Origin of the sequence: Streptomyces sp. NBRC 110035, assembly GCF_000829695.1 — a bacterium.
Lineage (GTDB): Bacteria > Actinomycetota > Actinomycetes > Streptomycetales > Streptomycetaceae > Streptomyces.
In genome coordinates, this window is record NZ_BBNN01000043.1 from 30,758 (window position 1) to 48,891 (window position 18,134).

The 18,134-nt window shown below is 71.0% G+C and carries 10 protein-coding genes and 1 pseudogene; 6 read left to right on the forward strand and 5 right to left on the reverse strand.

Annotation, left to right across the window (positions count from 1 at the left end; translation table 11 throughout):
- Positions 1 to 694: 694 nt before the first annotated feature.
- On the forward strand, positions 695 to 4,069 hold the full coding sequence (locus tag TU30_RS27925; protein ID WP_042175119.1) for a pyruvate carboxylase: 3,375 nt from the start codon (positions 695 to 697) through the stop codon (positions 4,067 to 4,069).
- Positions 4,070 to 4,129: 60 nt separating this feature from the next.
- On the opposite strand, the pseudogene TU30_RS27930 reads toward TU30_RS27925, so the two are convergent.
- Together TU30_RS27930 and TU30_RS27935 are read right to left on the reverse strand one after the other, a co-directional pair.
- Positions 4,130 to 5,036, reverse strand: a pseudogene (locus TU30_RS27930) (YceI family protein).
- Between the two features lie 450 nt (positions 5,037 to 5,486).
- Positions 5,487 to 5,864: an ASCH domain-containing protein gene (locus TU30_RS27935; RefSeq protein WP_199816904.1), complete on the reverse strand. Its 378-nt coding sequence runs from the start codon at positions 5,862 to 5,864 to the stop codon at positions 5,487 to 5,489.
- Between the two features lie 166 nt (positions 5,865 to 6,030).
- Here TU30_RS27935 and TU30_RS27940 point away from each other — a divergent pair, with 166 nt between their 5' ends.
- Positions 6,031 to 7,227, forward strand: a complete 1,197-nt coding sequence (locus TU30_RS27940; RefSeq protein WP_042175167.1) for a 4-hydroxybenzoate 3-monooxygenase — start codon at positions 6,031 to 6,033, stop codon at positions 7,225 to 7,227.
- Positions 7,228 to 7,389: 162 nt separating this feature from the next.
- Here TU30_RS27940 and TU30_RS27945 read toward each other — a convergent pair whose 3' ends face one another.
- Complete coding sequence (locus tag TU30_RS27945; protein WP_042175125.1) at positions 7,390 to 8,004, reverse strand: TetR/AcrR family transcriptional regulator; 615 nt, start codon at positions 8,002 to 8,004, stop codon at positions 7,390 to 7,392.
- Between the two features lie 896 nt (positions 8,005 to 8,900).
- Between TU30_RS27945 and TU30_RS27950 the strand changes: the two genes are divergently transcribed.
- Positions 8,901 to 10,217 carry an MFS transporter gene (locus TU30_RS27950; protein ID WP_042175128.1) on the forward strand — a complete coding sequence of 439 codons (1,317 nt, stop codon included), beginning with the start codon at positions 8,901 to 8,903 and terminating at the stop codon, positions 10,215 to 10,217.
- A 46-nt stretch (positions 10,218 to 10,263) separates the two neighbouring features.
- Here TU30_RS27950 and TU30_RS27955 read toward each other — a convergent pair whose 3' ends face one another.
- Entirely contained in the window at positions 10,264 to 13,272 is a 3,009-nt protein-coding gene (locus TU30_RS27955) for a family 16 glycoside hydrolase (RefSeq protein ID WP_042175131.1), read from the reverse strand.
- 562 nt (positions 13,273 to 13,834) lie between these two features.
- Here TU30_RS27955 and TU30_RS27960 point away from each other — a divergent pair.
- On the forward strand, positions 13,835 to 14,407 hold the full coding sequence (locus TU30_RS27960) for a chloramphenicol phosphotransferase CPT family protein (protein ID WP_042175169.1): 573 nt from the start codon (positions 13,835 to 13,837) through the stop codon (positions 14,405 to 14,407).
- Positions 14,408 to 14,417: 10 nt separating this feature from the next.
- Here TU30_RS27960 and TU30_RS27965 read toward each other — a convergent pair whose 3' ends face one another.
- On the reverse strand, positions 14,418 to 15,431 hold the full coding sequence (locus tag TU30_RS27965; protein WP_042175170.1) for a LacI family DNA-binding transcriptional regulator: 1,014 nt from the start codon (positions 15,429 to 15,431) through the stop codon (positions 14,418 to 14,420).
- Positions 15,432 to 15,734: 303 nt separating this feature from the next.
- On the opposite strand from TU30_RS27965, the gene TU30_RS27970 reads away from it, so the two are divergent.
- Together TU30_RS27970 and TU30_RS27975 are read left to right on the forward strand one after the other, a co-directional pair.
- The gene (locus tag TU30_RS27970; RefSeq protein ID WP_042175135.1) at positions 15,735 to 17,045 is read left to right on the forward strand and encodes an ABC transporter substrate-binding protein; all 1,311 of its coding nucleotides are present in this window, start codon (positions 15,735 to 15,737) and stop codon (positions 17,043 to 17,045) included.
- Positions 17,046 to 17,136: 91 nt separating this feature from the next.
- Positions 17,137 to 18,132 carry a carbohydrate ABC transporter permease gene (locus TU30_RS27975; RefSeq protein ID WP_042175137.1) on the forward strand — a complete coding sequence of 332 codons (996 nt, stop codon included), beginning with the start codon at positions 17,137 to 17,139 and terminating at the stop codon, positions 18,130 to 18,132.
- Positions 18,133 to 18,134: the final 2 nt, after the last annotated feature.

Below are 18,134 nucleotides of genomic sequence, written 5' to 3' on the forward strand. Positions count from 1 at the left end.
GGCCGGCTCCGACCACGCGGGACGTGATCCGCCACCACACCCGGTACCCCGTACCCGTGCGGGGTACCGGCGGTCGGCACCGTGCCCGGGACCGCCCGCGGACGCGCCGACGACGACGCGTCCGCCCACCGGTGTCCCCGCCGTCACCGGCAGGTCGGTACGGTGCCCGGCCGGCGGGCAGACGCGGTTCTCCCCGGTGCGGACGGCCGGGGTGGGCGGCGGGGGCGAGGCGGGACCGCGGGAGTGCGCGGTGCCGTCCTGAAGACAGACGTCCGCGGTGACGGCCGGGGCGGTGCGGGCGCGACGATCACGGCCGACGCCCTCGGCGGTGACCCGGGGGCCGAGGAAGCGGTACGGCGGGTGGGCGAGCATCCGGGCGCCCCTGTCCGGCAGCGGCCACGGTCTGCCGCGGCACCTCCGTCCCCGTACCGGCGAGGGGCCGGCGAGTCGCGAGCCGGCCCGGTCGAGTTCGACGACCCGGGCCGCTTCGGTGTCCCGGAGGAGGAGGCCGGCCGTACGGGCCCGAGGAGGATGCCCCCACCCCCGACACCGGTCCCGAGGGCGCGAGGCGGGAGAGGCACCCACGGAACCGAACGCCCCCGCCCCGCACCGGACGAGTGGCCCGGCTCACATGGCGTACCCGGCCTGTCACCGACACGATGGTCTTCGTCACCGGCAGGCTGAAGGGATCAACATGTTCCGCAAGGTGCTGGTAGCCAACCGCGGCGAGATCGCGATTCGGGCGTTCCGCGCAGGCTACGAGCTGGGCGCCCGAACGGTCGCGGTCTTCCCGCACGAGGACCGCAACTCGCTCCACCGGCTCAAGGCGGACGAGGCGTACCAGATCGGCCAGGCCGGGCACCCCGTGCGCGCCTATCTCTCGGTCGAGGAGATCGTCGGCGCGGCACGCCGGGCGGGCGCCGACGCCGTCTACCCGGGCTACGGATTCCTGTCGGAGAATCCCGAGCTGGCCCTGGCGTGCGAAGAGGCGGGCATCACCTTCGTCGGACCGGGTGCCCGCATCCTGGAGCTGACCGGGAACAAGGCGCGCGCCGTCGCCGCGGCCCGCGCGGCGGACGTGCCGGTGCTGGGCTCCTCGGAACCCTCCACCGACGTGGAAGCGCTGGTCCGCGCCGCCGACGACATCGGCTTCCCCGTGTTCGTCAAGGCGGTCGCCGGCGGCGGCGGGCGCGGGATGCGGCGGGTCGGGGACCCCGCCCAGCTGCGGGAATCCATCGAGGCGGCCTCGCGGGAGGCCGCGTCCGCGTTCGGCGACCCCACGGTCTTCCTGGAGCGGGCCGTCGTCGATCCCCGCCACATCGAGGTGCAGATCCTCGCCGACGGCCAGGGCAACGTCATTCACCTGTTCGAGCGCGACTGTTCGGTGCAGCGCCGCCACCAGAAGGTGATCGAACTCGCGCCCGCGCCGAACCTCGACCCCGGGCTGCGGGACCGCATCTGCGCCGACGCCGTGCGCTTCGCCCGCCAGATCGGATACCGCAATGCCGGAACCGTGGAATTCCTCGTCGACCGCGACGGGAACCACGTCTTCATCGAGATGAACCCCCGCATCCAGGTCGAGCACACGGTGACCGAGGAGGTCACCGACGTCGACCTCGTCCAGGCCCAGCTGCGCATCGCCGCCGGTGAGACACTCGCCGACCTCGGACTCGCCCAGGAGAACATCACCCTGCGCGGCGCCGCGCTGCAGTGCCGCATCACCACCGAGGACCCGGCCAACGGCTTCCGCCCCGACACCGGCCGGATCAGCGCCTACCGCTCGCCCGGCGGCTCCGGCATCCGGCTGGACGGCGGCACCACCCACGCCGGTACGGAGATCAGCGCACACTTCGACTCCATGCTGGTCAAACTGACCTGCCGAGGAAGGGACTTCGCCACCGCCGTGGGCCGGGCCCGGCGCGCCGTGGCCGAGTTCCGCATCCGCGGCGTCTCCACCAACATCCCCTTCCTCCAGGCCGTGCTCGACGACCCGCAGTTCCGGGCCGGACAGGTCACCACGTCGTTCATCGAGCAGCGCCCGCACCTGCTCACCGCGCGCCACTCCGCCGACCGCGGCACGAAGCTGCTGACCTACCTCGCCGACGTCACGGTGAACAAGCCGCACGGCGAGCGCCCCGCACTGACCGACCCGACGACCAAGCTGCCCCGGCCCACCGCGGCCGAGCCGGCGCCCGGGTCCCGGCAACTGCTCGCGGAACTCGGCCCCGAGGGGTTCGCGAGCCGACTGCGCGCCTCACCCACCATCGGCGTCACCGACACCACCTTCCGCGACGCCCACCAGTCGCTGCTCGCCACCCGGGTCCGCACCAAGGACCTGCTCGCCGTCGCCCCCGTGGTGGCGCGCACCCTGCCCGAGCTCCTCTCCCTGGAGTGCTGGGGCGGCGCCACCTACGACGTCGCCCTGCGCTTCCTCGCCGAGGACCCGTGGGAACGCCTGGCCGCCCTGCGGGAAGCCGTTCCCAACATCTGCCTGCAGATGCTGCTGCGGGGCCGCAACACCGTGGGCTACACGCCGTACCCGACCGAGGTGACCGACGCCTTCGTCGAGGAGGCGGCGGCCACCGGCATCGACGTCTTCCGCATCTTCGACGCGCTGAACGACGTCGCCCAGATGCGGCCCGCCATCGACGCCGTACGGGAGACCGGGACGGCCGTCGCGGAGGTCGCCCTGTGCTACACCTCCGACCTGTCCGACCCGTCCGAGCGGCTCTACACCCTGGACTACTACCTGCGTCTGGCCGAGCAGATCGTGGACGCCGGTGCGCACGTCCTGGCCGTCAAGGACATGGCCGGCCTGCTGAGGGCGCCCGCGGCGGCCACTCTGGTGTCCGCCCTGCGCCGGGAGTTCGACCTGCCGGTCCACCTGCACACCCATGACACCTCCGGCGGGCAGCTCGCCACCTACCTCGCCGCGATCCAGGCCGGTGCGGACGCGGTCGACGGAGCGGTGGCGTCCATGGCGGGCACCACCTCGCAGCCCAGCCTGTCGGCGATCGTCGCGGCGACCGACCACTCCGAGCGCCCCACCGGCCTCGACCTCCAGGCCGTCGGAGACCTGGAGCCGTACTGGGAGAGCGTCCGCAAGGTCTACGCACCCTTCGAAGCGGGCCTCGCCTCTCCCACCGGCCGCGTCTACCACCACGAGATCCCCGGCGGGCAGCTCTCCAACCTGCGTACCCAGGCCGTCGCCCTCGGCCTCGGCGACCGTTTCGAGGACATCGAGGCGATGTACGCCGCCGCGGACCGGATCCTCGGCCGACTCGTCAAGGTCACCCCGTCCTCGAAGGTGGTCGGCGACCTGGCCCTGCACCTGGTGGGCGCCGGGGTGTCCCCCGAGGACTTCGAGCAGGACCCCGACCGGTTCGACATCCCCGACTCCGTCATCGGTTTCCTGCGCGGGGAACTCGGCACCCCGCCCGGCGGCTGGCCCGAACCGTTCCGGACCAAGGCACTGCGCGGCCGGGCCGACGCCAAGCCCGTGCAGCAACTGACCGCCGACGACCGCGCCGGGCTGGCGAAGGACCGCCGCGCCACGCTCAACCGGCTGCTGTTCGCCGGTCCGGCCCGCGAGTTCGAGGCGCACCGGCAGACCTTCGGCGACACCAGCGTCCTGGACAGCAAGGCCTTCTTCTACGGGCTGCGCCCCGACAAGGAGTACACCGTCGACCTCGACCCCGGGGTGCGGCTGCTCATCGAACTCCAGGCCGTGGGCGACGCCGACGAGCGCGGCATGCGCACCGTGATGTCCACCCTGAACGGCCAGATGAGGCCGATCCAGGTCCGCGACCGGGCCGCCGCCTCCGACGTCCCGGTCACCGAGAAAGCCGACCGGAACGACCCCGGCCATGTCGCGGCGCCGTTCGCCGGAGTGGTGACCCTCGCGGTCGCCGAGGGCGACGAGGTGGCGGCAGGGGCCACGGTGGCCACCATCGAGGCGATGAAGATGGAGGCCTCGATCACCGCCCCGAAGACCGGCACGGTGACCCGGCTGGCCATCAACCGCATCCAGCAGGTGGAGGGCGGCGACCTCCTCGTGGAACTCTCCTGAGCCGACCACCGCCCGACGCCCGCCGACCCGCCCCTGCCGCCCGGCGTGACGGCGGCGTCCTCACTCAGGCGGTGTCGGTGTGTCGTGGGTCCGGTCCATGGCCTGCACGTCGAGCTCCAGCTGGACGGTGGGACCCACCACGGCGATGCCGCGGGCGAGCATCGAACGCCAGTTGAGGGTGAAGTCCTCGCGGCGCAGTTCGGCCTTCGCGAGAGCGGCGCAGCGCAGTTCCTGCTCGTAGCCGCCGTTCACGGTGCCGAGGTACTCGGTGCCGAGACCCACGGAGCGGCTGGTGCCGTGCATGGTGAGGGTGCCGTGCACGGCCCACCGGGAGCCGCCGCGATAGGCGAACCGGGTACTGGTGAAATCGATGTACGGGTAGTTCTCCACGTCGAGGAAGTCCGCGGACCGCAGATGGTTGTCGCGCGTCTGGTTGCCCGTGGTGATGCTGGACGCGTCGATGCGCACCTGCACCTGGGAGTCGGCCATGTTCTGCGCGACCCGGATGCCGCCCTCGAACCGCGTGAAGCGGCCGTGCACATGGGCCATGCCCACATGCTTGGCGATGAACCGGATCGCGGTGTGCGGCGGGTCCGAACAGCCAGGTGCCGGACGGCGGGAGCTCCAGCTGACGCGCGGGCTCGAGCACGACGCGCTGCGGAGGAAGCACCACGCCTGCGGCTGTCTCGATGGTCTCACGGACCGGTGACAGGCTCTCCGAAGCCGTCCTCACGCTGTAGGTGCCCGGGGGCAGGGCCGCCATGAAGTAGCCGTACGGGTCGGTGGTGCCGCGGGCCGCTCCCCGGTGGCTGCTCAGCCCGGTCACCGTGACCTCGGCTCCTCCCAGCGGCTGCGCCAGCGTGTCGACGACCTCGCAGCCGAACACCCCCGCGCCCGGCGGCAGGGGCAGGGGGAGGGACGGCACGGCGCCGTGGGAGCGCCGGCGTCGCAGCATTCCGAGGACCATGGAGTTCACCTTTCTTCACAAGCGTCGCTGTCACGCGACCCTGCACGGCAGATGCGTTCGCGGCTGCCAAGAGGCCCGGGAAACGGGACGCCGGTAGGAGGGGAGGCCGGTGATGATCCCAAAGCCGACGACGGGGTGAATCCGCTGCTCCGGATGCTGGTGCGACCGTCGGACCGTGTCGCGCACGTCACCCGAGGGGCCCGGACATGTGCGGTGATGATCCGGTTTGAGGGGGTAATGCTTTGCTGTGACGCTCCGGCAAACCGTGTGGGGCGTACCGCACAGTTCATGAGCCGCTCGCGGTATCGGCGCAGATCCTGCACGACGTGCACACACGTCACCGGCGCGCAGCCGGACCGCCGAGTTCTCGCGCGCCACACCGTCCAAGAAGGAGGGACGGCGGTGTTGCCGGGGAGAGGGGGGAGAAGAGGTGAGGGATCGCCAGGTGCGTCAGCCGGCCCGCACCACGCGGAAGGTGAGGCACACGAGGGGGGTGTCGTTCTCGACCGGGGTGCCCTCGCGCTGCCAGAAGCGGCGGTGGCCGGCCCGCCAGTCCTCCAGGGAGGCGTCGCCCTCGCCCTCGGCGGCAGCGTGTTCCCAGGTGACCTCCGTGAAGGACGTCGTTTCCACGCCGGTGATCTCGACCGTGGCGACGGCACGGCCGTCGTTGTCCAGGAGGGCCAGCCGCTCACCGGGAAACTCCAGCCCTTCGGTCTCCTCGACGTATTCGGCCAGCAGGCCGGTCGTGGCGGTCTTCCGGCCGGCCAGGACGAGAGCGTTCAGCTCGTCGCGCAGCCCGTCGGGAGTGCCGAGTTCCAGTGCGCGCATACCGCCGACTCGTGGCCACATGTGCCTCATCGCCTCACTCGATCAGCCGTGGAAAACACGGATCGTCTTCGGCCGGCCATTATGGGCCGGAACCGCGGCCGATCCGTTTCCACTGGACGGAAGCGGTTCCTGGCCGGGTGGCCCGGACGGACGCAGAATGGCGGCCATGTCATCCTCGCGCGTCCACAGCCGTACGCAGATCGGCATCGTCGGTGCCGGTCCCGCCGGGCTCATGCTCTCCCACCTGCTCGCCCGTGCCGGGATCGACTCCGTCGCGGTCGACCTGCGCAGCCGTCGCGAGATCGAGGAGACCCACCGCGCCGGGATCCTCGAGCAGGGCTCCGTCGACCTGCTGACCGGAACCGGCGTCGGTGACCGGGTGCACCGCGACGGCTACCGCCACGACGGGATGGAACTGGCCTTCGGCGGGGGCGCCCACCGGATCGACTTCCAGAGCCTGGTCGGCGCCTCGACCCAGCTCTACCCCCAGACGGACGTCTTCATCGACCTCGCCGACGCCCGCGAGCGCGACGGGGGCGACGTCCGGTTCGGCGTCACCGACGTGTCGGTCGACGGCCTCACCTCCAGCGCCCCGGCCATGCGCTTCACCGATGCCGACGGCACCGCCCACGAGATACGCGCCGACTTCCTGGTGGGCGCCGACGGGTCGCGCGGCCTGTGCCGCCGCGAGGTGCCCGAGGCCCGGCGCACGCAGTACTTCCGCGAGTATCCGTTCGCCTGGTTCGGCATCCTCGCCGAGGCGCCGCCCAGCGCTCCGGAACTGATCTACAACCATTCGCCTCGCGGCTTCGCACTGATCAGCCGGCGCACCGAGACCCTCCAGCGGATGTACTTCCAGTGCGACCCCGCGGAGGACGCCGCCGCCTGGTCCGACGACCGGATATGGGAGGAACTCCAGTCCCGTGTAGGGGCCAACGGGCACACGCTCAAGGAGGGGCCGATCATCTCCAGGACCGTGCTCCCGTTCCGCAGTTTCGTCCAGGAGCCGATGCACCACGGACGGCTCGTGCTCGCCGGTGACGCCGCGCACACGGTGCCGCCGACCGGCGCCAAGGGTCTCAACCTGGCTCTCGCCGATGTACGGGTCCTGGCCGAGGAGCTCGAGCGAGCCGTCGCGAGCGGCGACACCGCCCCGCTGGAGACGTACAGCGAGCGCGCGCTCGGCCGGGTCTGGAAGGCCCAGCACTTCTCGTACTGGATGACCACCATGCTGCACACCCTGCCGGAGGCCACCCCGTTCGACGTACGGCGCCAGGAGGGCGAACTGGCCGCGGTGACCGACTCGACCGCGGGCTCGACCTACCTCGCCGAGGCCTACACCGGCTGGCCGGAAGGGAGATGACCACGGCACCGTCCCGCAGCGCGCCCACCACGACCGGCCTTCCTGAGTCCCGGACGCCTTCGGCCGCGACGTCCCGACGATCCGGGGCACGCCGCGACGCCGTCCGGCTCGCCGGCCGGTCCGGCGCGCGGACGGAGCGGCGGAAGAGGGCGCCCGCAGGCCTCAGTGCGGCTGACGCAGTCCGGTGACGAGGAGGCCGACCAGCCGGCGTGCGTCGTAGCGGGGATCGCTGTCCGCGCCGATACAGAGGTTCCCGACGCCGCGCATGAGCGCGTAGGCCTCCACGTCGCTGCGGATCTCCCCGGACGCGGCCGCGGCGGCGAGGAGTTCGGCGCACACGGGCACGAGCCGGTCGAGGAAGTAGGAATGCAGCGTCTCGAAGCCGGTGCTGTCGGGCTGCAGGACACCGGCGAGCCCATGCTTGGTGACCAGGAAGTCGACGAAGAGACCGATCCACTCCCGCAGCGCCGCGTGCGGCGTCGCACTGCTCTCCAGCAGGGCCGGACCGGCCTCGGCGCAGGCCTCGACCTGGTGCCGGTAGACGGCGATGATCAGATCCGCCCGGGTCGGGAAGTGGCGGTAGAACGTGCCCACCCCGACACCGGCCTCGGCCGCGATGTCGCGCACCGGTGCGTCCACGCCCGACGTGACGAAGACGGTGGCCGCCGCGTCGAGCAGGGTCTTCTCGTTGCGCCGGGCGTCCGTCCGCTTGGGCCGGCCCGCGCGTCCCGTGTTCCTGCCACCGCCGTCACCGCCACTGCTGCCGGTGTCGCTCACCGAGCCGCTCCCTCCACTGCCGGACCTGTCGTACGGAACGTGGTTCCGTACCCTTGTTCCGGAGCGGAGTTCCGTTTGGCTCATGATGTCAGAACACGGGTTCGGCGGCGACAGCCGGCCGGACGGACCGGCGACGGGCTCAGGACCGGGGCGTGCGCAGCGCGGTCCGTACGGTCGGGCCGTCCCGTACGCGGCGCACCCCTCATGCTCCGACACGGCCCTGACCAGCAGCAGCCCGCGTCCGGCCTCGTCCCGGGAACCGGCCCGTCCCGGTCCTGCTGCGCCCGACAGCCGACGCGGTGACCGTCGCGCCGGGCGACCGGAGGGCCCTCGCCGACCGGGCGGCGGAACCCGGCGTGAGTACGCGCACGGTCAGCCGGGCGTTCGTCGCGGAGACCGGTACGAGCTCGTGCGCTGGGTCGCCCCGGTCCGTGCCCGGCGCGCGATCGCCCTCCTGGCGCGGGGCTGGGAAGGGGAAACGGTCGCCCCTCGAGGTGGGGTACGGGTCGGCGAGCGCGTCCGGTGCGGCTTCCCGGCGGACGGCGGGACTCGACGCGGGTATCTTCCGCGCTTCCTGAACCGCACCCCGAACGCCCTTTGGGCCCGCACTGCTGCGGCACCCGCGTCCCGGTCGCTGCATCGGGTGTCCCGAACGGTCGATTGCGGCAGCCGGGACCGTTCGCTTACTGTGCTCAACGCAAAGGCAAGGCTTACCTAAACCCTTGCTGCTGGTGCGGTGCACACACTCCCCGACGGCATCCCGGGCTCCGGGCGTGGGTGGGCCGGCGCCTCCCTCATCCGGAACCGTGGAGTTCGACCATGCGCTCAACCCGCCGCCCGCGACTGCTCGTCGCGGCCACCGTGTCCTTCTCCGAACCGGCGGCGCGGAGCGGGATGTGACCTCCGGACTCTCCGCCGTCCTGCCCGACCTCTCGCCCTGGCGGTCCTCCCGAGACTTCCGCCTCCTGTGGGTACAGGGGCTGGTCACGACCTTCGGCAGCTTCATGGCACTGGTCGCCCTGCCGCTCCAGATCAAGGAGCTGACCGGATCACCCCTCGCCGTGGGCGCCATGGGTGCGGTCGAACTGGTGCCCCTGGTGATCTTCGGGCTGTACGGCGGCGCACTCGCCGACGCCGTGGACCGGCGCAGGGTCATCCTGCTCACCGAGGCCGGACTGGGTGTGCTCGCGGTCGTCCTCCTGGTCAACGCGACGCTGCCGGAGCCGATGCTGTGGCCGCTGTACGTGGTCGCGGCCGGGGTGGCGGCCCTGGCGGGGCTCCAACGGCCCGCGCTGGACTCGCTGATGGCCCGGATCGTGCCGCACGACCAGCTCCCGGCGGCGGCCGCCCTGAACGCGCTGCGCTGGCAGATCGGCGCCATCGCCGGACCGGCCCTGGCCGGTCTGGTCGTGGCGTACGCGGGCAACGCCCCGGCCTACGCGACGACGGCGGCCGGCTTCGCCGTCTCGATCCTGCTGTGCCTGCGGCTCGCGCCCATGCCGGCGGCCGAGAACGCCGGCAAGCCGTCGCTGAGGGGCATCGCCGAAGGGGCACGGTACGCCTGGTCACGGCCGGTGCTCCTCGGCACGTACGCGGTGGACATGGCGGCGATGTTCTTCGCCTTTCCGAACACGATCTTCCCGTTCCTCGCCGACGAACTGGACGCCGACTGGTCACTGGGGCTGATGTACGCGGCGGGTTCCGTCGGCTCGGTGGTGGTGAGCCTGACCAGCGGCTGGGTCTCCCGGGTACGCCGGCACGGACTCCTGGTGGTGTGCGGCGCGACCGGCTGGGGCCTGGCCATCGCGGCGGCAGGTTGGTTGTCGAACGTCTGGCTGGTGCTGGTCTGTCTGGCACTGGCCGGGGCCGGCGACATGCTGAGCGGGCTGGGTCGCTCGACCATCTGGAACCAGACCATCCCCGATGAGCTGCGCGGCCGGCTCGCGGGCATCGAGGTGCTGTCGTACAGCGTCGGCCCGCAGCTCGGACAGGTCAGGGCGGGCGCGATGGCCGGCTGGACCGGCACCCGTCCCGCCTTCTGGACCGGAGGCCTCGCCTGCGTGGCCTCGGTGGGTCTGCTCGCCGTCGCGCTGCCGAGGCTGCTCACCTACGACGCGCTGACGGACGAGGACGCCCTCCGCCGCCGCGCCGCCCACATCCCCGTGCCCGGCGGACCCGGCCCGGCCGAAACGGCCGGAAAGCCGGACGTGTGACGGCCGTGCCGGGCGGCCGCGGGGCCGCCCGGCACGACGGGGAGAATCACGGCAGGGGAGTGATCCGGATGTCGCGGAACCTCACCTTGTTCCCGTGGTCCTGCAGCCGGATCGCTCCCGCGGCAGGAGTCTCGGACCGGCCCGAGGCGGTCGGCCCGTCCAGGGCGATGCCGTCGTGGACCTTCTGCCCGTTCCACACCACCGTGACCCGGGCATCGGCGGTCTTGCGGCCGCTGTCGTCGAAGCGGGCCGCGCGGAAGTCGATGTCGTAGGTCTGCCAGGTCTCCGGCGCCGTCGCCGCGTTGGTGTCGGGCGCCCGCTTCAGATAGAACGCCCCTGCCTCGTTGGTGTCGGGCGTGGTGTCACCGTAGGAGTCGAGGATCTGGAGCTCGTAGCGGTCCTGGAGGAAGATGCCGCTGTTCCCGCGGTCCTGTCCGGTGACATCGGGGGGAAGCAGCGGGACCCGGAACTCCACGTGCAGTCTGAAGTCCTGGTACGCGTCCTTGCTGCGGACGTCGCCGCAGCACACCTCCATCGACTTCTCGTCGCTCAGCGGCCATCGCAGGCTCCTGCCGTCCGTGTGCTGCCACTGCGCCTGCGAGGCGGCCGTACCGTCGAAGAGCGGGACCTGAGCTCCGTGCGGATGGACACTGAGCATGTCGAGATTGACATGACCGGTGTCGCCCGTGTCGAACCGGTAGGAGACCGTGTTGCTCCCGGCGCGCAGCGCCAGCCGCTCGGTCCGCGTCGACCAGGAGTCCCAGTCGTCGGTGGGCGGGAGCTGCGTCTGCCGCAGCTTCTTCCCGTTGACGTACAGGGACAGGGACTTGGTGCCCCGGAACGGGTCCGGCCCGTTGGAATAGCGCAGCCCCACGTCGTAGGCGCCCGACTTCGGGACCGTCACGTCGAACGTCGTGCCGGCCCTGCCCTCGGTGGCGTACCGGTCCACGAAGCCGCTGCCGGAGTAGCCGGTGTGGTCGGTGTCGACACCGGCCGTGCCCGTCAGGCGCGCCTCCTCGGCCTCGTACCGGGTCGCGGGAGCCGGCTGCCTGCCGGGGATCCGGTTGAGGGTGTACCAGGCCTCGGTGTTCCACAGCTGCTCACCGGAGTCCGACGTGAAGGGACGCGGGGAGCGGATGTGCACGACACGGCCCGGCTTGAGGTCGTCCAGCCGCAGCCTGACGGTGCGCCGGTCCTTCGAGAGCGTCGCCGAGCGCACCGACAACTGCTCCTCGGCGATCTTCGGGCCGCCGTAGTCCGCGGTCGGCGTGTAGCGCCACTGCTCCGCGCGGTAGTGGGCCGCCAACTGCTCGGCGGTGGCGTCGGACACCGGCTGGGTGTAGGTCAGGTCGAAGCCGCCGGGCACGGCACGCATGGTCTTGACGTCGAACGTGTTCCGGCCGTTCGGTGTCAGCTTCTGCAGACCGAACCTGAGCTTGCCCTCCTGGCCCCAGTTGCCGTCGGCCCCCAGTCCGCCGACGTAGATCGCGCCGTCGGGCCCCTGGGTCACCCGGTTGATGCCGGCCTCGAGCCCCTGGGTGTGGCGGAAGACGGCGCCCTGGTACTGGCCCTTCACCTTCTCCAGGTAGGCGCGCTGCAGGCCGCCGTAGGTGACGTCGCCCAGCAGCATCTGACCGGCGAACGGTCCCTTCTTCAGGTACAGGGGGGTGGAGGGGGAGTTGGCGATCTCGTTCTGCGGCAGCCACAGCACCGGCTCGGTGACGGGGGAGTCGTCGAAGGGGCCGGCGGGCTCGGTGTAGTGGTTGAAGAAGCGGTCCTGCTTGATCTGGACGAGCTTCGAGGAGGGAAGCCATCCGCCCTGGTTGTCGGTGGCGAAGATGCTGCCGCCGGGCCCCCAGCCGATGCCGTTGGGCGTCCGCAGCCCTCCCGCGACCGGGCTGATCCTCCCCGTCTTCTTGCTGACCTTGTACGTGGCCCCGCGGCCCGGCGCCGGCTGCGGCACGGTGGTCGCGCCGCCGAGGTCGATGGCGACGGAGAGGTTCACGTAGAAATGGCCGTTCCGGTAGAGCAGCCCGAAGGCGAACTCGTGGAAGTTGCCGCCGTACGGCCAGGTCGCGACCGTCCGGTACTCGTCGGTGACCTCGTCGCCGTCGCGGTCGACGAGCCGTGTCAGCTCGTGCTTCTGCGAGACGTACAGGGCTCCGTCGACGTACTTGATCCCCATGGGCTCACGCAGCCCGCTCGCCACCTTCGTGACGGTGACCTTGTCGCGGCTGGTGGCACCGGTGACGTTGTCGAGCAGGTACACCTCTCCGGCAACGTTGTCCGTGCCGCCCCACGTGCTGATCGCCAGACGCCCGTCGGGCAGCCAGTCCATGCCGCTGACCTGCGGCTCGAAGCCGTCCGGGCGCAGATCGGTGAGGTTCAGGTCGGGGCGTACACCGGTGAGCGGGAGGCCGTCGCCGGGGGAGTCGCCGCCCGCCTCGCACTCCTTGCGGCCCGGTGCCGTGACCCGGACGACCCCGGCGTCGGTGCTCAGCACCTCCCGGGGCACGACGGTGAAGTCGCTCGCGCCCGGCGGCTTCCAGCCCAGCTGCAGCTGCTGCCCGCCGTCGCGCTCGAAGTGGTCGATGCGCAACGGGTGCGCCCCGGCGGTGAGATGGACCGTGCCGTCCTTCGGCTCGGCACCGTGGAGCCCGTCGTGATCGATCACCGTGTCGCCGTCGATCGCCAGCCGTGAGCCGTCGTCACTGGTCAGGCGGAACACGTACGAGCCGTCGCTCGGAACGTTCAGGTGGCCCGACGCCTCGGTGACGAAGTGGTCGGACAGCCCGCCGAAGTCGGCCTCCGTGGACCAGTCGACCGTCGGCATCAGCTTGTCGCGGTTGGGAGTCTGACCCGGTTTCAGGGTGCACAGCTTGCTCAGCGGCGTCTGCACGTCGAACACGCGCAGGGTGACCCCGGGTTCCTGGGGCGGGATGCCCGCGGGAGCGGCGGCGGCCGGCGGCGCGGAGCACAGCCCCGCGGCCAGGGTTCCCGCGAACAACAGGGGGATGAGGTGTCTTCGAGCGCGTGGGAACAGAAGGTTGCGCAATGGTCCTCCACGAGTCGGGGGCCGGACCGTGCCGGATTTCGCTCCGGTCTGCTGCGGTGGTGCTGTACTTGCGCCGTCAAGTTAGATGACTTCCGTTTGACATGTCCATACTTTGTCATCGGAGAGTTCAAAGTCCGGGACCCGGTGGGACCGGGAAGAGGCCTCCCCTTCCCGCGAGTTGTGGGGAGATCCCCCTGAACTCCGGCGCCCGAAGGGAGGGGCGGTCCCCGCGATACCGGCCGCGGTCCCCGTCCTCGCCCCGGCACCCGGCCCCGGCGCCACGTGGCAGGCGACGGCGGGCGGGCGCGTCGAGGCATGGCTCACCACGTCGTCCGACGCGGGCGGCCACCGCGCCACCCGGGTGCAGCTCCGCGGCTGCAACGGCAGCACGGCGCGGCAGCCCGCGTCGGACGACCCCACGACCCACGACGTGGACAACACCGGCGCCGCCCACCAGAAACGGACTCCGAACACCGCCCGACCCATCCGGCCGTCGGGCCCACCCGGTACCGGCCCCCAGGCGGGCGGCCGGTGCCGGGCTCCACCGTGTGATCATGTCCGCATGGCAGCCGGTCGGATCATCTTCCTCAACGGCACGTCCAGTTCGGGGAAGTCGAGCATCGCCCGGGAACTGCTCGGCATCCTGGACGACGGTGTCTTCTTCCATCTGGCGGTGGACGCCTTCAACGCGATGCGCACGAAGCGGCCCCTCGCGCAGGAGGACCTCGACGCCGCTCTGCGCCGGACGAGAACGGGCTTCCACCGTTCGATCGCGGCCATGGCCGAGGCGGGCAACGATGTCGTGGTCGACCACGTTCTCAGCGAGCCGTGGCGACTGGTCGACTGCCTGACCGTACTGCGTCCCGCGGACGTACTGTTCGTCGGCGTCCACTGCCCACCGGACGAACTGGCCCGCCGCGAAAAGGCCCGTGGCGACCGCCCCTCCGGCCTCGCGGCACTCCAGTACGGCCTGGTCCATCAGCACGGCGACTACGACCTCGAATGCGACACCGGCGCGGCGAGTCCACGCGAGTGCGCCGAACTGATCAAGGAATTCCTCCCGCGCCGGCCGACGCCCACCGCCTTCACCCGCCTCCGCGCCCGGTATCCGACGGACAGCGGTCCGACGGGCTGAGAGCGGAGGTTCAGGACGACTCCCGCACCACCAGCTCCGTCGGTAGCGTCAACTGCTGCCGGGATGCGCCGTGTTGGGTGATGTCGGTGAGGATCCGCGCCATCGTGCGGCCCAGTTCCTCCACCGGCTGACGCACCGTCGTCAGAGGCGGGTTGGTGTGGCGGGCGAGGACGGAGTCCTCGAATCCGACGACGGCGACATCGCCGGGCACCTGCCGCTTGTGGCGGCGCAGTTCGGCCAGGGCGCCGACCGCCATCAGGTCGGAGGCGGCGAAGACGGCGTCCAGGTCCGGGACACGTTCAAGAAGCGAACGCATCGCGCGGCTGCCGCCCTCCTCCGTGAAGTCACCTGTTTCAGCCAGGAGTTCACTCGCCGGCACCCCTGCCTCCCGGTGGGCGTCACGCCAGCCGGCGAGCCGGCTGCGGCCGACGTCCATGTCCAGCGGCCCGGTGATCGTGGCGATCCTGGTCCTGCCGCCGCGCAGCAGGTGCCGGACCGCCTCGATGGCGCCTCCGGCGTTGTCGGAGTCGACGTAGCTCAGCCGTTCGCCCGCGTTGCGGCGGCCGGCCAGCACGGTGGGCAGCCCCATCTCCTCCAGCATGCCGGGCAGCCGGTCCTCGGAATGGACGGAGACCAGGAGAACGCCGTCCACACGGCGCGTTGCCACCGACTCGGTCAGCTGGTCCCGTTCGGCCTGGTCACGGACGAGCATCAGCTGGAGCTGGGTCCGGCTTTCGGCGAGGGCGCCGCTGACGCCCCGGATCAGCGCGGCGAAGAACGGTTCCGAACCGAGCCGGCTCTCCGACTCCGGGATCACCAGGGCCACGGCGTTGGTCCGGTTGGTCACCAGGCCGCGGGCAACCGAGTTCGGAACGTAGTTGAGCTCCTTGATCGCCGCCAGGACCCTGGACCGCGCGTCGGCACTGACCAGATCCGATCCGTTGACGACGCGGGACACCGTGGTCCTGCCCACGCCGGCACGGGTGGCGACGGTTTTGATCGTGGGACGGTGGTCCCCGGCCATGTGCTCCCCCTCTTCGGCGGTCGCGGCGACACCGGCCGCGGAATTGACCAGCGGCAATTCTTGCAGACAGCACAAGAGCGCAAGCGCGTCAGGGCCCGGGGACCGAACGGCGGACACCGGCCCCGGACCACAAGTTGTGTTCAAGTCATTGACAGACCGGCTGTGCTGCCAGGAGTCTTCGGTCCAGCGGTGGGAACGTGCCCACCCCGAAGTGGGCACGTTCCCACCCCATTGTCGGAGCCGCTGTGGTCAACGCGGAAATCGTCACTCCGGTGCGTCAGCGCCGTCGCTAGGAGGAGATCCATGGGCAGTCCCGGTTCGTTGCGTACGAGGGCGGTGGCGGCGACCGCGGTCGTCGGCGCGCTGACGCTCGTCGTCGGCTGCAGCAGCAGTAACGATTCGGCCACGGGTGGTGGCAAGAAGGACGGCAAGGTCACCATCACCATGGGCCTGTACGGGGTGATGGGCATCAAGGAGACGGGCCTTCTCGAGCAGTACGAGAAGGAGAACCCGAACGTCGACATCAAGGCCGAGATCGCCGGTGACGAGCAGACGTACTACACCGCGCTGCAGACCAGGCTCGCCGCCGGCAAGGGCCTGAAGGACATCCAGGGCATCGAGATCGGCCGGGCCAAGGAGATCACCGAGACCCAGGCGGGCAAGTTCGCGGACTTCTCCGATGTATCGGGCACCGACCACTTCCTGCCGTGGAAGGAGTCCCAGATCAGTACCCAGGACGGCAAGGTGCTGGGCTTGGGCACCGACATCGGCCCGATGGCCGTCTGCTATCGCAAGGACTACTTCGAGCAGGCCGGCCTGCCCACCGACCGCGAGGAGGTCGCCAAGCTGTGGGAGGGGGACTGGCAGAAGTACGTCGAGGTCGGCCGCACCTTCAAGAAGGACTTCAAGGGTGACGACGTGTCCTACATGGACGCGTCCAGCGGCCTGTTCAACGCCATGGTCTACGGCTACCCCGAGCAGTTCTACGACGCCGAGGGCGAGCTGATCTACGACAAGAACCCGGCCGTCAAGGAGGCGTGGAACCTCGCCGCCGACGCCGCCGAGGACGGCCTGAGCGCCAAGCTCCGCCAGTTCCAGCCGGGTTGGGACCCGGGCCTGGCCAACGGCACGTTCGCCACGGCCGTGTGCCCGGCGTGGATGCTCAGTCACATCAGCGAGAAGGCCGGCGAGCCGAACAAGGGCAAGTGGGACGTCGCCAGGGCCCCCAAGGGCGCCAACTGGGGCGGTTCCTTCCTCGGAGTGATCGACCAGAGCCCGGTGAAGGAGGAGGCCAAGAAGCTCGTCGCCTGGCTGACCGCGCCGGAGCAGCAGGCCCACATCTTCAAGGAGATCGGCAACATCCCGTCCTCGCGCGAGGCGCTGGAGAGCGATGACGTGAAGAACGCCGAGTCGGAGTACTTCAGCGACGCGCCGATCGGCGAGATCTTCGGCGCCGCCGCCCAGGAGATCCCCGACGAGCAGGTCCTCGGCCGTAAGGACGGCACGATCAAGGACACCTTCTCCCAGGGCCTGACTCTGATCGAGCAGCAGGACACCCCGCGTGACGAGGCGTGGAAGACCACCGCGGAGCGCATCGAGAAGGCCGTCGGCTGACCCGTCGCCCCATCGGCCGTCCGGGCCCGTCCGCAACCTGCCGACGGGCCCGGGGCGGCTCACACATCCGCTCCCAGGAAGGAAAAGTCGGGTGGCCACCTCCACCACGAAGGCCCTGGCCGGCGGGGAGCCCTCGGGCCCGCCGCCGAAGACGGACGGCGAGGGCACCGCCCGGCGGCGCGGCGCGCTGCTGCACCGGCTGGACGTCAGAGGCGCCCCGTACGCGTTCGTCGCGCCGTTCTTCGTCGTCTTCGCCGCCTTCAGCTTCTACCCCCTCGTCTACACGTCGTGGATCTCCCTGCACCGGGTGGAACTGGCCACCCTCGACGTCATGGAATGGGTGGCGTTCGACAACTACGTCGAACTCTGGAACGACGCACGGTTCTGGAACGCGCTGGCGAACACCCTCACCATCGGTGTCATCTCCACGGTGCCGCAGCTGCTGATGGCGCTCGGCCTGGCGCACCTGCTCAACTACCGGATGCGCGCTTCGCTGTTCTTCCGCGTCGCCTCGCTGGTCCCCTACGCCACCTCGGTCGCCGCCGCGGCCCTCGTGTTCACCATGATCTTCGAACGCGACTTCGGCATGATCAACTGGGCGCTCGGCACGGTCGGCATCGACCCGGTGAACTGGGAGGCCGACAAGTGGCCCGCCCAGGTCGCCATCTCCACCATCGTCATCTGGCGCTGGACCGGTTACAACGCGCTGCTCTACCTGGCCGCCATGCAGGCGATCCCCGCCGAACGGTACGAGGCCGCCGCCATCGACGGCGCCTCCCGGTGGAAGCAGTTCACCCACGTCACCGTCCCCGGAATCCGCTCCACCATCGTCTTCACCATCGTGCTCTCCACGATCGGCGCCACCCAGCTGTTCGGCGAGCCGCTGATCTTCGGCCAGGGACCCAACGGCGTCACCGGTGGCGCGGACAACCAGTACCAGACCCTGGGCCTGCTGCTGTACGAGGAGGGCTGGAAGAACTACCAGATGGGCCGCTCGGCCACCGTCGCGTGGGCGATGTTCCTGCTGCTCGTCCTCGTCTTCGTGGCGCAGCGCCTGATCAAACGCCTGCGTTCCCGTACGTCCTGACC